This is a genomic window from Paraburkholderia sp. BL23I1N1 (assembly GCF_003610295.1).
Classification (GTDB): Bacteria; Pseudomonadota; Gammaproteobacteria; order Burkholderiales; family Burkholderiaceae; genus Paraburkholderia.
Window position 1 is genome coordinate 1,089,278 of sequence record NZ_RAPV01000002.1, and the last position, 13,885, is coordinate 1,103,162.

Consider the following 13,885-nt stretch of genomic DNA (forward strand, 5'->3'; position numbering starts at 1 on the left):
GCCAGTTTGACCACAGGCTGGTTTGCCTGCGCGGCGTACGGAAGGTAAGCGCCGCGCGGGTAAAAACCTCACTTCATCGCTTCAATCAAGCTGACGACCTGCGCAGTCGCGCCGGGATCGCAGCAATCAACCACCACCCGCTCCGTCATGCTGCGCAACCACGTGAGTTGCCGCTTGCACAATTGCCGGGTGGCAAAGACCCCTTTATCGCGCATGGTCGGGTAGTCGACGGTTCCGTCGAGATATTCCCAGACCTGCCGGTATCCCACGCAGCGCATGGACGGCATCTCGGGCAATAAATCCCCGCGCTCGCGCAATGTCACGACTTCGTCGATAAAACCGTTGGCCAGCATGGCGTCGAAGCGTTTTTTCGATGCGCGTATGCAGCACGCTCCGCTCGGATGGCTCGAGCGCGATAGGCACGAAACGCCACGCCAGAGCGGCGTCATCCGTTCGAGCGGGCGCGGCCAGCAAAGTGGACATTGCTTGCCCCGTCAGCATGAAAACCTCGAGCGCCCGCTGAATTCGCTGCGAATCGTTTGGCGCGAGGCGCGCAGCCGTAACGGGATCGACGGCGGCGAGCCGTGCGTGCAGCGCCGGCCAGCCTTCGCATGCGGCGTCGGCATCGAGCGTTGCGCGCACGTCGGCATCGGCGGCGGGCAGGTCGTTCAGGCCCTGCGTGAGCGCCTTGTAGTACAGCATGGTTCCGCCGACCAGCAAGGGTAGCCGCCCGCGCGCACTGATCTCGCCGATCAGGCGCAACGCGTCGCTGCGGAATTCGGCCGCTGAATATGCGTCGGCCGGATCGACGATATCGATCAGGTGGTGCGGCGCCACTGCGCGTTCTTCCGGCGTCGGCTTGGCGGTGCCGATATCCATCTCGCGATAAACCAGCGCCGAATCGACACTGATGATTTCCACCGGCCGCCGTGCGGCCAGCGCTAGGGCTGCAGCGGTTTTACCGGATGCGGTCGGGCCGAGCAGGCAAGGGATCGGTGCGGGAATGTGTGACGTCATAGGCAAGACCGTGCGCGCCAAATTAGCGTAATCAGGCGCACCGTCATTGCCCACGCATGAACAGCCGATCGAGATCGGAAAGCGTCAATTGATACCACGTCGGACGCCCGTGATTGCATTGGTCGGCGCGCTCGGTCGCCTCCATCTGGCGCAGCAACGCATTCATTTCGTCGAGCGTCAGACGCCGGTTCGCGCGCACCGCGTGATGGCAGGCGAGCGTGCCGAGCAGCTCGTGCTGGCGCTCGGTCAACACGCGAGAACCGCCGAACGCATGCAGGTCGGAGAGGACCGCGCGTGCCAGCACCTGCAAATCGGCGTCTTTCAGCAACGCGGGCACGGCGCGGATCGCGAGCGTAGTCGGCGACAGCACGGCGAGATCGAAACCGAGTGCGTCCAGCGTGTCGCGTTCTTCTTCGACCGTGCCGATTTCGATCGGATCGGCCTGCATCGTTTGCGGGATCAGCAACGGCTGCACGGCGATCGTGCGATCGGCCAGGGCGTTCTTGAACTGCTCGTACAGGATGCGTTCGTGCGCGGCGTGCATGTCGACAATCACGAGTCCGTGCGCGTTCTGCGCGAGCACATAGATGCCGTGAATCTGGCCGAGCGCGAAGCCGAGCGGCTGCTCGTCCGCAGCGTTGAACGCGGGCGATGCGTATGGTGCCGAGGTGTTGTACGGCGAGGGCGCTTCCGCCGCCGAGTCGCGCGCTTCGAACAGCGTCGCACCTTCCGCTGTGCCGGCGTTCGTGTCTCTGCGACCGAAAAGCGCGTCGTAGAACGCCAGCGGCTGTGCGACCGGCAGCGTGCCTTGCGTCATTCGCGCCTGGCGCATCCAGATGTTGCCGGGTTGCGAGGAGCCGAATCCGTTGCCCATGCCGCTGTTCATCCCACCGCCGGGGCTGCCTGCGTCGCCACCAAAGCCGCCGCTTCCAGCACGCGCACCTCCCAGCGGCGTTGCGCCGAACGAAGCCGGCCCACCCGTCCATGCTTCCAGATGCGCTGCATGCCCGCCGGCCGTTGTTTCCGGCGACGCGCCCGCGTGCCGTGCCAACGCACGCTGCACGGCATGGAACACGAACTGGTGAATCGAGCGGGAATCGCGAAAGCGCACTTCGATTTTGGACGGATGCACGTTCACATCGACCGCTTCTGGCGGCAGGTCGAGAAACAGCACGTAGGACGGATAGCGGTCGCCATGCAGCACGTCTTCGTAGGCGGCGCGCACGGCGTGCGTGAGCAGCTTGTCGCGCACGAACCGGCCATTGACGAAGAAATACTGCTGATCGGCGCGTCCACGGCTCGCGGTCGGCAGGCCGGCGCAGCCGTAGACGGCGAGTGGCCCGGCGGATTCGTCGAGCGGCAAATGCGCCGTCGCAAAGGTTTCGCCAAGAATCTTCGCGACCCGCGCGGGCGGTTCGCTGGCGTTCCAGTGTTCGACTGCCTTACCGTTATGCAGGACGGAAATCGCCACATCCGGCCGCGCCAGCGCGGCGCGGCGAATCTGTTCGAGGCAATGGCCGAGTTCGGTCTGCTCGCTTTTCAGGAATTTGCGGCGCGCGGGCGTATTGAAGTACAGCTCGCGGACTTCGATCGTGGTGCCCTGGGTGCCGGCGGCGGGACTCAGCACGCCCGTATGCGCGTCGACGCGCACGGCGTGCGGCGCCTCGGCCGTGCGGCTCGTGATGCTCATCTGCGCGACCGACGCAATCGACGCCAGCGCTTCGCCGCGAAACCCGAGCGTGGCGACCGCTTCCAGTTCGGCGAGCGAGCGGATCTTGCTGGTCGCGTGGCGCATCAGCGCGAGCGCGAGTTCGTTTTCGGGGATGCCACAGCCGTCGTCAGTGATCGAAATGCGTTTGACGCCGCCTTCGTCGAGCAGGATGCGCAACGTCTGCGCGCCGGCATCGAGTGCATTTTCCAGCAATTCCTTGACCACCGAGGCCGGCCGCTCGACCACTTCGCCGGCGGCAATCTGGCTGATCAACTGATCGGGCAGGGGCTGGATCGCCCGCAACGGGCGTGGGACGGGCGCCGCGGCGGGAACTGCGGCCGCGTCGGCGGTGCCGGCAGGCGTTTCGGAGAATTCTGACATGGCGAAATTATAGCGATTCGGCGCGAGCAGTTTTTTAATCGCACCCGGGCACTTTCGGTATGATGACGCGGTCAATTTCCGGCAGCGAGCACGCGCGCTCGCCGCTCATCGCCCGCGAGGCTGTTCGCGCGGCCGCTCCCGCTACGGTCACATTCGTTTAATAAAGGACGCTTTTTGGACACGTTGCTACACTTCGTCAACCTTGTCTTGCATATCGACAAGTTTCTGGGCGACTTCATCCACGTGTACGGCACCTGGGTCTATGCGGTGCTGTTTCTTATCGTGTTCTGTGAAACCGGGCTGGTCATTCTGCCCTTTCTGCCGGGCGATTCGCTGCTGTTCATCGGCGGCGCTTTTTGCGCAAGCGGTGAAATGAATCTCGGGCTGCTGATCGTTCTGCTGCTGGTTGCCGCGGTCACCGGCAATACGGTCAACTACATGATTGGGCGGGCCATCGGACCACGGGTGTTCAATTCGCACATCCCTTTTCTTGAGCGCTTTCTCGATCGGACCGCGCTGCAGAAGACCCATAACTTCTATGAAAAGCATGGCGGCAAGACCATCGTGCTGGCGCGTTTCATTCCGGTGGTGCGTACCTTCGCGCCGTTCGTCGCCGGTGCCTCGGAGATGACGGTGAGCCGGTTCCAGCTTTTCAACATCCTCGGCGCGCTGTTGTGGGTATTGCTGCTGGTGTTGCTCGGCTACTTTTTCGGCAACATTCCGTTCATCCGTCAATATCTGAACGTGATCGTGCTGGTGGGTATCGGCGCGGCCGTGGTGCCGGTGGTGCTTGGCGCGCTGTGGAAGATGACGCGCAAAAACGCATACAAGGCGGGTGGCCGCTAACGCTTCAGCTAGTACGGAGCAAGACGAAAAAACGGCGTCGCGAGATTCGCGACGCCGTTTTCTTTTACGTCACCGCGCGCGGCGCAAGCGGCGTTTCCGGTGTTGGATAGCCGGCTTCCTTGAAGGTCTGAACGATCGCGCGATTGGTGTCGAAGTAGACCTGCCAGTAATGCTCGTTGTTTGTATAGGGCCGCACGCACAACAACGGTCCCTCCGGCGTGAAGCTCAGCACTTCGATATCCGGCGCGGGGCTTTCCGCCACGTTCGGAATCTTCGTGACAGCCGCCTTTAGCCGACTCATCGCATCCGTCGGGTCGACGCCGTTGGCAATCTTCGCTGTCAACTCGACGCGCCGCACGGGCAATATGCTGTAGTTCGAGATCGTGTCGGAGAAGATCTTGTTGTTGCCGACGATGGTCGTCACGTTGTCCGGCGTCACGATGGTCGTGCCGAACAGCCCCAACTCGGAGACCGTGCCGGTTACGCCGCCCGCGGTAACAAAATCACCCACCTTGAACGGCCGCAGCACCTGCATGAAGATGCCTGCCGCGAAGTGGGCGAGCAAGCCGCCCCACGCAGTGCCGATCGCAAGGCCGAGGCCGGCGAGCAAGGCGGCGAACGAGGTCGTCTGGACGCCGAACACCTGCAGGATAGCGAGGATCAGCAGCAGGTTCAGCAATGCGCCGAGAATCGAACCGAGGTAATGAGCGAGTGTGGGATCGACGCGGCCGTTTTTTGCCAGCAGTTTGCGAAGCAGGCCGGTGATCAGGCCAATGACCCAGCGGCCGACGATCCACAAGACGATCGCACCGAGTACCTTGGTGCCGATGTCGATGCCTCGGGTCATGATGAATGCGCGTACGGTTTCGAGATCCAAGATGTTCCTCGCTGGTTAAGTTGCCTTCGACTGATTGAACGGCGGGAGTGCAATACAGCGGCGAATGCCCAGTGGCGGGTGCAGATGGTAACTCTTGATCTTCGGAAGTTATACGCGACGGCGCGCCCATACGCAAGGTCCGTTCCTGATGATGCGGATTGCGTCAAGAGGAGAAAATGGGCCGCGTGGGCTTACATCGGCAGATGCGATTCGGAATACGGGGACGTGCGAATGACCAGCGTGTTGGCGTTCGGTTTGGCGGGACGCACACGACGCGCACGACGTGCCGCGAACTGCCACGCCAATGCGGCGACTGCTGCCAGCATGTACGCGCTGGCGCGTTCGAAGAATGCCCCCGACGTACTGAACTTGCCATAGCGGTTCTGCGCATCGGCGAAGACGAGAAAGGTCAGCGCGGCATCGAGCAGCAGCGCGGCTGATGCCAGCGCGACGAAAATGTGCGCGCCATTGAGCGCGGCGCCGGGCACGAACCGGTTGCACAGTTGACACGCGCTTAGCACGATAGCCAGCAAGGCAAGGTTCGAGACAAAGCCGAACAGAAAATTGGTCATAGTGACGGAATGAAAGCGCAGGGATCTGCGGCGTTGCCAGAGCGTTTGCTCACGCAGAGCAACAGCGTGATTCGCAGAATCGGCGGCGATCATTGCACGTCTTTATGTCTCAATAAATAACAATGTTCGGAGTCCGTTGTATATGTTCGGTGTCGAAGAAGTGTGACGTAAGAATGTCACCGTGCATGCGTGGGGCGTGATGAATCTCGCTGTGAGAATCTGTGAGAATGTTGCGACGCTCCGTCGTCGTCGCTGCACGCCGCGCGCGATGGTTCAAGTGACACCGCCGCCGTTTGCCTACGAATCGGGCGTCATTGGCTCGCGCTCCCTGCGCTGACTTGCGTTTCGAGCGCATCGACTACTTCGAACAGGTCGCCCACAAACCCAATGTCCGCTACCGAGAAGATCGGCGCGTCCGGATCTTTATTGATCGCGACAATGGTCTTCGAGTCCTTCATGCCGGCCAGATGCTGAATCGCGCCGGAGATCCCGAATGCCAGGTAGACGTCGGGGGCGACCATCTTGCCGGTTTGCCCAACCTGCGCCGTATTCGGGGCATAGCCGGCATCTACAGCGGCGCGCGAGGCGCCGAGCGCCGCGCCCAAGCTTTCGGCGAGTTTGCCGAGCCGGTCCATGTTGTCTTTCGATGCCAGACCGCGCCCGCCCGCGACGACAATTCGCGCGTCAGCCAGCTCGCGGCCGGCCTGTGCCGATGCCTGGCGTTCAACGAGCCGCGTCCTGCTAAAGCCAGTAATGGGTTCGAGCGTCACGCGGTGACCGTTGCCACCGCTGTCGGTCGCGGGCGCGAACGACGATGGCCGAATCGTCGAGAACGTCACGGCGCTGGCCGAGGCCACATTGGCGACGACACTTCCCGCGTAGAGGCTGCGCATATAGGAGCTATCGCCTTCCACTGCGATTACATCCGGAATGAACGCGCCGCCGGCCAGCGCGGCGGCGCGCGGCAAGGCGCTGCGGCCGAGCGTCCGATGGCTCGCTGCGATCAGCGAATACGGTCCGTGCGTCGCGTGCACCGCGTGCAATTGCGCGGCGAGTATTTCAGGCACAAAGCACTCGCTCGCGGCGCTTGCCATCACCAGAACGCGCTCCACTCCGGCAATCTTTTCGACCGAGGATGCAAGCGCGGCATCCGGTAAGAACACATCGACCGGCAATCCGCGTTGCACGACCGCGGTGATGACGCGAAGCGTCGCATCGGCAACGCGGCCATTTTCGCTTTCAGCTACGACAAGGCTTCTCATGCGGGGACTCCTGCTTGATCGAACACGCACCGTTCCGTGAGCGCGGAGATTAGCGCGGCGCTGTCGGCGAACTTGATGCCAGCTTGGCGAACCGGCGGATCGCTGAGCCTGACGATCTGGCTCCGGGGCGTCAGGTCGACGGCCAGCGTGGCGGCGTCCACAATCGCAAGCGGCTTCTGCTTCGCCTTGACGATGCTCGGCAAGGTTACGCGGCGCGGGTCGGCGAGGCGCAGATCGGCGCTGACGACAGCCGGCCCCTCGAGCAGCCACGTCGTCGTGCCGGCGTCGTCGCCGCAAGTGACGGACCAGCCTGTGCTATCCACTGAGAGTGCGCAGGAATTCAACGCCTGCGGCCAGTCGAGCAGGGCGGCGAGCATCGCGGCGACGCCGCCGATATCGCCGTCGATCGCCTGCTTGCCGCACAGCACGAGGCCGTATGCGCGACTCGCCATATGGGCGTTCAGCAGGCGTGCGACGGCCAGCGAATCCAGCGTGGAAGTCGCCGCGGAGGTATCGATCAGCATGGCATCGTCCGCGCCCATCGCCAGGGCGGTGCGCAGGACGTCCTGGCTGGTTTGCGTGCCGCAGGTGATCACCGTGACCTTCGATGCCGCGCCGGCTTCCCTCAGTTGCAATGCCTTTTCGAGCGCGCATTCGTCGAACGGATTGAGCGACATCTTGAGGCCGGTGGTATCGATCGAACCGTTCGCGGCGACCCGCACGCGCACGTTGGCGTCCACCACGCGCGTGACTGGAACCAGAATGTTGATTGTCATGATTGAAGCATCCTTCGATCGGAAATCAGGAGACCGCGCCGGAGCCATATTTGCCCACCAGCAGCGCGCCGCTGGCGAACCGGTCGAGCGCGTAGGGCGCGAGAGAAACATCGGTGGGCTGACCGAGCGCGTGCTGCGCGAGGATCTTGCCGATGCCAGGCGACAGCTTGAAGCCGTGCCCGGAGAAGCCGAAACCGACCACGAGCCCTTCGATATCGGCGACTTTGCCCAACACCGGATTCCAGTCCGGCGTCACGTCGTAAACGCCGGTCCACGACGAAGCCAGCCCTGCGATTTCGTAAGCGGGGAAGCGTTCGGCGACCTGCGCGCCGACCTCGGCGACATAGTCGAGCGAGATATCGCCCTGTTCCGTTTCCGGCGAGTTAAGCGTCTCGCCGACCACGCCTTCGGACACGAGCATCTGGCTGCCGCCGTAGCTGCGGTAATAGAGCATGCCGGCCGAGCCCAGGTCCTTGAACGCCGGCATCTTGAACGAGTAGGCGGCGCCCTCGCATTCGAGCGCGAGCACGGTGTGACGCTCCGGCTTGACCGGCAGCGGCACGCCGATCCAGCCGGCGAGTTCCGGCGTCCAGATGTTCTGCGTGCTGATCAGCGTGCCGCAGCTGAAGTTGCCCGCGCTGGTTGCGACGCCGGTGACCCGGCGTCCTTCGCGGACAACGTCCGTTACCTTGACGCCTTCCATGATCCTGACGCCGCGCCGGCGCGCCGAACGGGCAAAACCCGTCGCGACCAGATAAGCGTCGGCAAAGCCCGCTTCCGGCTCGAAGCCGATCAGCGCGGCGTCGTCAAAGCTCGCGATCGGCAGGCGCTCGTGCGCCTCGCCCTTGTCGAGCAACCGCACCTCGATGCCCATATCCTGCTGCGCGGCGAGCGAGGCGTGCAGCGGCTCCAGCTTGTCGCCCTCGGGCGAGCAGATCAGATAACCGCATTTGACGAGGCCGCAGGATGCTTCGTCGTCGCCGACATATTCGGCGAAATTATTGAACGCCCACCACGACGAGCGCGCGAGCTCCACATTCTGGCGCACGGAGTAATGCGTGCGCAGCAGGCCGGACGACTGCGAGGTGGTGCCCGCGCCGATCGTGCCCTGCTCGATCACCAGCACGCTCTGCGCGCCTTGCGCGGCGAGATGATGGGCGACCGACGTACCGATGACACCCGCGCCGATCACGATGAAATCGTAGTGGCTCATATGGACCTCTGTATGGGCAATGAGGCGAATTCTAGGAACACACCCGGCGCGGCAATTTTGTATTAGGCAAACTTATGGCGACCTAATGCAATTTCTCATCCTGAACACCGGTCCCGCAAACCTCGGCACTATGCTTTCGTGCCGCACAGGATGACCGGCAAGTCACCAACGCGAGCGGAGCTTTCCATGAGACGAACCCCGACCCCGATCGATCTGCGCGCGCTGCAGGCTTTCGTCGCCGTGTGCGACAGCGGTTCGATGACGGGCGCCGCAAAGCAGCTGGGCGTGAGCCAGAGCGCGGTGAGCCAGTCGATCGCCGCGTTGGAGCGCGACCAGGGCCTGACGCTGTTCGACCGCGAGAGCCGCCCGCCGCGGCCGAACGTAGCGGGGCGCGCACTGCTCGAACTGGCGGGCCCGTTGATCGAGCATGCGCAGATGGTCAGCGCCCGTATCGGCGATGCGTCGCATACGGGCAAGATGCCGGTGCGGCTGGGCTGTGTCGACTCGTTTGCAGCGACCGTCGGCCCCGAATTGATTCGCGCGGTGTCGAATTCGGAGCGGCAGATTTCGATGTGGTCCGGCCTGACGCCGGGCCTGAGCAAACAACTGCACGATCGCGAACTGGATATGGCGGTCTGCACGCAAACCACACTGAACGACGCACGCATTGTCGAAGTGCCGTTGTTTTCCGAGGCGTTTGTCGTCGTGGTCGCGCGCAGCCATGTGAGCGGGCGCCGTAATATCGACTGGCGCACGCTCGCATCGGAAATGCCGCTGATCCGCTATACCGCGCGCTCGGTGATCGGTCAGCAGATCGAACGTTTCGCGCGGCACCTGGGCATCAACAGTCCGCGGCGTTACGAGTTCGACGCGACCGACCCGCTGCTGAGTCTGGTGGCCGCGCGCGTAGGTTTTGCGATCTCGACGCCCTTGTGTTTGTGGCAGGCCCGCCACTATCTGGACGATATCGCGGTGATGCCGTTGCCGCCGAGCCGTCTCGGGCGGCGCGATTTCTTTCTGCTGCACCGCCAGGGTGAATGGGATCGATTCGCGAGCGACATCGCCATGCTGACGCGCGGCCTGCTGGATAACGCAATTCAGCCGTCGCTGGCGCGTGCGCTGCCCGATTTGCCAGACGACGCGTTGCGCTGATTCAGGCGCTATAGCGCCCGTTTTTATAAGCGTTGCTTCTGACGCTGTTTAACCGCACACCTCGTTGTTGTGCAAGGTCGCACCAGCCACAACGACGATATGCACCGTAGTCAAGCCAGCGTGTGTTTCAGTCTGAATTGCGCCGCGAACCCGTTGCGCGCAAAGCGTTTATTGATGGGAATTTTTGATTCACATGGATAAACATGGCACAAACGTTGCATTGGTTTACCCGGTCGGTCGTGACCGGTAGCAATAACCGATCAATCCGCACTCGACTGCGGATACACAAAGATCGACAGAAATTGAATGGGCGTCTTGATCAGACGCTCGGGACCGTGCGGGATCTCACCCTGGAAGGTGAGCGTGTCGCCGGGGTGAAGGATGTAGGTCTGCTGCCCGTGGCGGTATTCGATCACGCCTTTAAGCATATGGATGAATTCGGTGCCCGGATGCTCGAACACGGGAAAGCGTTCGGCTTCGTCCTCCATCGTGATCAGGAAGGGTTCGAAGAGCTTGCGCGGACCCTGGTCGTAAGCAAGCAGGTGATAGGTGTGCCCGCGTTTGGTGCCTTTGCGGACCACCTCCATGCCGCCGCCTTTTTTGACGAGCTGTGCGCCGCCTTGCGGCACGTCGAAATTGCGGAACAGTGTGGAGAGCGAAACGCCGAGCGCCTGAGCGATGCGGTTGAGCACATCGAGGCCTGCGGAGGTTTGCGCGTTCTCGATCTTCGAAAGCATGCCGCGGCTGATGCCGGCCTGCTCGGAGACCTGGGCGATCGTCAGGCCGTGGCGCTGGCGTAGTTCGCGGATGGTGATGCCGAGGTAGCGTTCAAGCGGCGTTTTATTGTCTTCACCGGTTTGCATGTAGGCCTCACGGAAAAGAAAAGCGTAGCAGATTGCAGCGCCGAGTCGTGCGCGAAGAGTTTCACCAGGAGAATCTTTGTTACTCCCCAATAAAGCTCCCGTTTGATGGAAGACGAGCTTGAAGCGCGCCGCAACCGGCGCTCGAAAGCGTGTTGTATGGCCTGGTCACATGCGTTGCGTGTGGCTTTTCCAAACCTCCGAAGGATGTTGTTGCAAGGAGTGGCGATGAACCTGAACGATGCGAGCAAGCTGCCGGTCAACGAACTCGGATGCGTGCCCCGCTTCGGCTCGGCGGAAGAGGCGCAAGCCTATCTGACGCAGCAGGGCGTGAAGTACGTGCTGGCGCAGTTTGTCGATATTCACGGCGTGGCGAAAGCGAAGTCGGTGCCGGTTGCGCACCTGAAAAGCGTGTTGAAAGCGGGCGCCGGTTTCGCGGGCTTTGCGATCTGGGGTGTCGGCATCGAGCCGAACGGTCCGGACTATATGGCCGTCGGCGATCTGGCGACACTCACGCCGGTGCCGTGGCAGCCGGGCCTCGCACGGATCGTCTGCGACGGTCATGTCGACGGCGAAGCGTGGCAATACGATTCGCGCGTGACCTTGAAGAAACAGGTCGCCCGGATGACCGAGCGCAACTGGACGCTGTTCACGGGTCTGGAGCCGGAATTCTCGCTGCTGCGCCGTTCGGCGTCGGGCACGTTGGAGCCGTGCGATCCGAGCGATACGCTCGCCAAGCCGTGCTATGACTACAAGGGTCTGTCGCGTACGCGCGTCTTTCTGGAAAAACTCACCGAGTCGATGCGCGCGGTCGGTATCGACGTCTATCAGATCGATCACGAAGACGCGAACGGTCAGTTCGAAATCAACTACACATATACCGATTGCCTGACGTCGTGCGATCACTACGTGTTCTTCAAGATGGCGGCCTCCGAGATCGCCAATGAACTCGGCATGATCTGCTCGTTCATGCCGAAGCCGTTCGCGAACCGTCCGGGCAACGGCATGCATATGCATATGTCGATCGGCGACGGCGAACGCAATCTGTTCTCGGACAAAAGTGACAGGCTCGGCATGGGACTCTCATCGCTCGGCTACCAGTTCACGGCCGGCCTCCTCGCGCACGCCCCCGCGCTGACCGCGCTGTGCAATCCCACGGTGAATTCGTACAAGCGCCTCGTGGTCGGCCGCTCGCTGACGGGCGCGACGTGGGCGCCGGCCTACGTCAGCTACGGCGACAACAACCGCTCGACGATGGTTCGCATGCCCGGCGAGCGCATCGAACTGCGCCTGCCGGATGGCGCATGCAATCCCTATCTCGCGACGGCCGCGGTGATTGCCGCGGGACTGGACGGCATCGACCGCGGCATGTCGCCGGGCGAACCGGCCAACGAGAACCTGTACGAGTGGTCGCCCGCGAAACTCGCCGAACACGGTATCGGCGTGCTGCCGCAAAACCTCGAGCAGGCGCTCGACGCGCTCGAAAGCGATCGCGTGATCTGCGATGCACTCGGCCCGCTTGCCGATGAATTCCTCAAGCTCAAACGGATGGAGTGGCTCGAATACATGCGCCACGTTTCCGACTGGGAGCTGAAGACTTACCTCGAATTTTTCTAAGGAGAACCACCATGTGCGGAATCGTAGGCTTGCTGGTGAAAACGCCGGCACTGCGCGAGCGGCTCGGCGAACTGATGGTGCCGATGCTGATCGGCATGACCGAGCGTGGGCCGGATTCGGCGGGACTCGCGGTATTCGGCAACCCGGTCGATGCCAGCCAGCGCAAGCTGAGCATTTACGCCGGTTTCACCGAAGAAGGCGCGGATTTCGCGTGGCAACCGTTGCAGGAGACACTGAACGCGGCGATGGACGTCACCGCGCGCATCGACGCAAAGGGCAATCACGCGGTGCTGACGGTGCAAGGCAACGTCGAGCGCGTGAAGACGTGGCTTCGCGAACGTTATCCGAAGCTGTATCTGCTCTCAAGCGGCCGTTCGATCGATCTGTACAAGGATATCGGCTCGCCGTCGCAAGTCGCTGAGCGTTATGACTTCGCGAACCTGAAGGGCTCGCATCTGGTCGGGCACACGCGCATGGCGACGGAGTCGGCGGTGACGCCCGACCGCGCGCATCCGTTCACGGCGGGCGACGACTTCTGTCTGGTGCACAACGGTTCGCTGTCGAACGCGCACGGCGTGCGCCGCAAGCTCGAACCGCAAGGCATTCACTTCGACACCGACAACGATACCGAAGCCGCCTGCCGTTTTCTCGAGTGGCGGCTGCGTGAAGGCGACACGCTGCCGGTCGCCTTGCAGAAGGGTTTCGAAGAACTCGACGGCTTTTACACCTTCCTGATGGGCACCTCGACCGAACTTGCATTGATTCGCGACCCGTTCGCGTGCAAGCCGGCGGTGGTCGCGGAAAACGACGACTACGTCGCGATCGCGTCCGAGTTCCGCTCGCTCGCGCATCTGCCCGACATCAAGAACGCCAGGGTCTTCGAACCCGCACCTGAGGAGATGTATGTATGGAAAGCCTGACTTTCGATCTGGAGCATACGACGGTCCGTGAGCTGAATCAGTTTTTGCACAAACCGGCTAGCGAACTGGAAGGGCATGTGGTCGCCGTGGTCGCACCGAACGGCGCGCATAACCTTGCAGTGGGTGTGGATGCGCCGGTGAAAGTGAAGATCGCCGGACACGCCGGCTATTACACGGGCGGCATGAACAAACACGCGACGATCGAGATCGACGGCAGCGCGGGCACTGGCGTCGCGGAAAACATGATGAGCGGCAAGGTGCACGTGAAGGGTTTTGCATCGAACGGCGCGGGCGCTTCGGCACACGGCGGCCTGCTGGTGATCGACGGCGATGCGGGTCTGCGTTGCGGTATTTCGCTGAAGGGCGGCGACATTGTGGTGGGCGGCTCGGTGGGCAGCTTTTCTGCATTCATGGCTCAGGCCGGGCGCATGGTGATCTGCGGTGATGCAGGCGACGCGCTTGGCGACTCGCTTTACGAAGCGGTGCTGTATGTGCGTGGCGAAGTGAAATCGCTTGGCGCGGACGCGCAATACGAACCGATGACACAAGCCGATCTCGACGCCGTGCGCGCATTGCTCACCGCTGCCGGCATGGACCACGACCCCGCGTCATTCAAACGGATCGCCTCCGCTCGCACGCTCTATCGCTGGAACGCCGACGCGAACCAGGAATATTGAACAC

Annotated in this window: 12 protein-coding genes and 1 pseudogene; 5 read left to right on the forward strand and 8 right to left on the reverse strand. The window is 62.6% G+C overall.

The window, feature by feature from the left end; translation table 11 throughout:
- Positions 1 to 68 precede the first annotated feature (68 nt).
- A pseudogene (gene miaA, locus B0G76_RS37520) lies at positions 69 to 1,017 on the reverse strand (tRNA (adenosine(37)-N6)-dimethylallyltransferase MiaA).
- A 43-nt stretch (positions 1,018 to 1,060) separates the two neighbouring features.
- On the reverse strand, positions 1,061 to 3,109 hold the full coding sequence (mutL, locus tag B0G76_RS37525; protein ID WP_120297742.1) for a DNA mismatch repair endonuclease MutL: 2,049 nt from the start codon (positions 3,107 to 3,109) through the stop codon (positions 1,061 to 1,063).
- 174 nt (positions 3,110 to 3,283) lie between these two features.
- Between mutL and B0G76_RS37530 the strand changes: the two genes are divergently transcribed.
- Entirely contained in the window at positions 3,284 to 3,955 is a 672-nt protein-coding gene (locus B0G76_RS37530; RefSeq protein WP_120297743.1) for a DedA family protein, read from the forward strand.
- 64 nt (positions 3,956 to 4,019) lie between these two features.
- On the opposite strand, the gene B0G76_RS37535 is transcribed toward B0G76_RS37530, so the two are convergent.
- The 5 genes from B0G76_RS37535 to B0G76_RS37555 form a co-directional block, all read right to left on the reverse strand.
- Positions 4,020 to 4,832, reverse strand: a complete 813-nt coding sequence (locus tag B0G76_RS37535) for a mechanosensitive ion channel family protein (protein ID WP_120297744.1) — start codon at positions 4,830 to 4,832, stop codon at positions 4,020 to 4,022.
- A 191-nt stretch (positions 4,833 to 5,023) separates the two neighbouring features.
- Entirely contained in the window at positions 5,024 to 5,404 is a 381-nt protein-coding gene (locus tag B0G76_RS37540; protein ID WP_120298085.1) for a hypothetical protein, read from the reverse strand.
- Between the two features lie 311 nt (positions 5,405 to 5,715).
- The gene (locus B0G76_RS44675; protein WP_120297745.1) at positions 5,716 to 6,666 is read right to left on the reverse strand and encodes an electron transfer flavoprotein subunit alpha/FixB family protein; all 951 of its coding nucleotides are present in this window, start codon (positions 6,664 to 6,666) and stop codon (positions 5,716 to 5,718) included.
- Positions 6,663 to 7,436: an electron transfer flavoprotein subunit beta/FixA family protein gene (locus B0G76_RS37550; RefSeq protein ID WP_120298086.1), complete on the reverse strand. Its 774-nt coding sequence runs from the start codon at positions 7,434 to 7,436 to the stop codon at positions 6,663 to 6,665. The genes B0G76_RS44675 and B0G76_RS37550 overlap by 4 nt, the downstream gene beginning before the upstream one ends.
- 31 nt (positions 7,437 to 7,467) lie before the next feature.
- Complete coding sequence (locus tag B0G76_RS37555) at positions 7,468 to 8,655, reverse strand: FAD-binding oxidoreductase (protein ID WP_120297746.1); 1,188 nt, start codon at positions 8,653 to 8,655, stop codon at positions 7,468 to 7,470.
- A 186-nt stretch (positions 8,656 to 8,841) separates the two neighbouring features.
- On the opposite strand from B0G76_RS37555, the gene B0G76_RS37560 reads away from it, so the two are divergent.
- Positions 8,842 to 9,807 carry a LysR family transcriptional regulator gene (locus B0G76_RS37560; protein WP_120297747.1) on the forward strand — a complete coding sequence of 322 codons (966 nt, stop codon included), beginning with the start codon at positions 8,842 to 8,844 and terminating at the stop codon, positions 9,805 to 9,807.
- A gap of 260 nt (positions 9,808 to 10,067) precedes the next feature.
- Here the strand turns inward: B0G76_RS37560 and B0G76_RS37565 are convergent, their stop codons facing one another.
- Positions 10,068 to 10,670: a helix-turn-helix domain-containing protein gene (locus tag B0G76_RS37565; RefSeq protein WP_120297748.1), complete on the reverse strand. Its 603-nt coding sequence runs from the start codon at positions 10,668 to 10,670 to the stop codon at positions 10,068 to 10,070.
- A gap of 225 nt (positions 10,671 to 10,895) precedes the next feature.
- On the opposite strand from B0G76_RS37565, the gene glnT reads away from it, so the two are divergent.
- Genes glnT through B0G76_RS37580 form a run of 3 tightly spaced genes read left to right on the forward strand, consistent with a single transcriptional unit; the run spans position 10,896 to position 13,881 of the window.
- Positions 10,896 to 12,284: a type III glutamate--ammonia ligase gene (gene glnT, locus B0G76_RS37570; protein WP_183082292.1), complete on the forward strand. Its 1,389-nt coding sequence runs from the start codon at positions 10,896 to 10,898 to the stop codon at positions 12,282 to 12,284.
- A gap of 11 nt (positions 12,285 to 12,295) precedes the next feature.
- On the forward strand, positions 12,296 to 13,204 hold the full coding sequence (locus B0G76_RS37575; RefSeq protein ID WP_120297749.1) for a glutamine amidotransferase family protein: 909 nt from the start codon (positions 12,296 to 12,298) through the stop codon (positions 13,202 to 13,204).
- A complete protein-coding gene (locus B0G76_RS37580; RefSeq protein WP_120297750.1) occupies positions 13,192 to 13,881 on the forward strand; it encodes a protein glxC in 690 nt (229 codons plus the stop codon). The genes B0G76_RS37575 and B0G76_RS37580 overlap by 13 nt, the downstream gene beginning before the upstream one ends.
- Positions 13,882 to 13,885 lie beyond the last annotated feature (4 nt).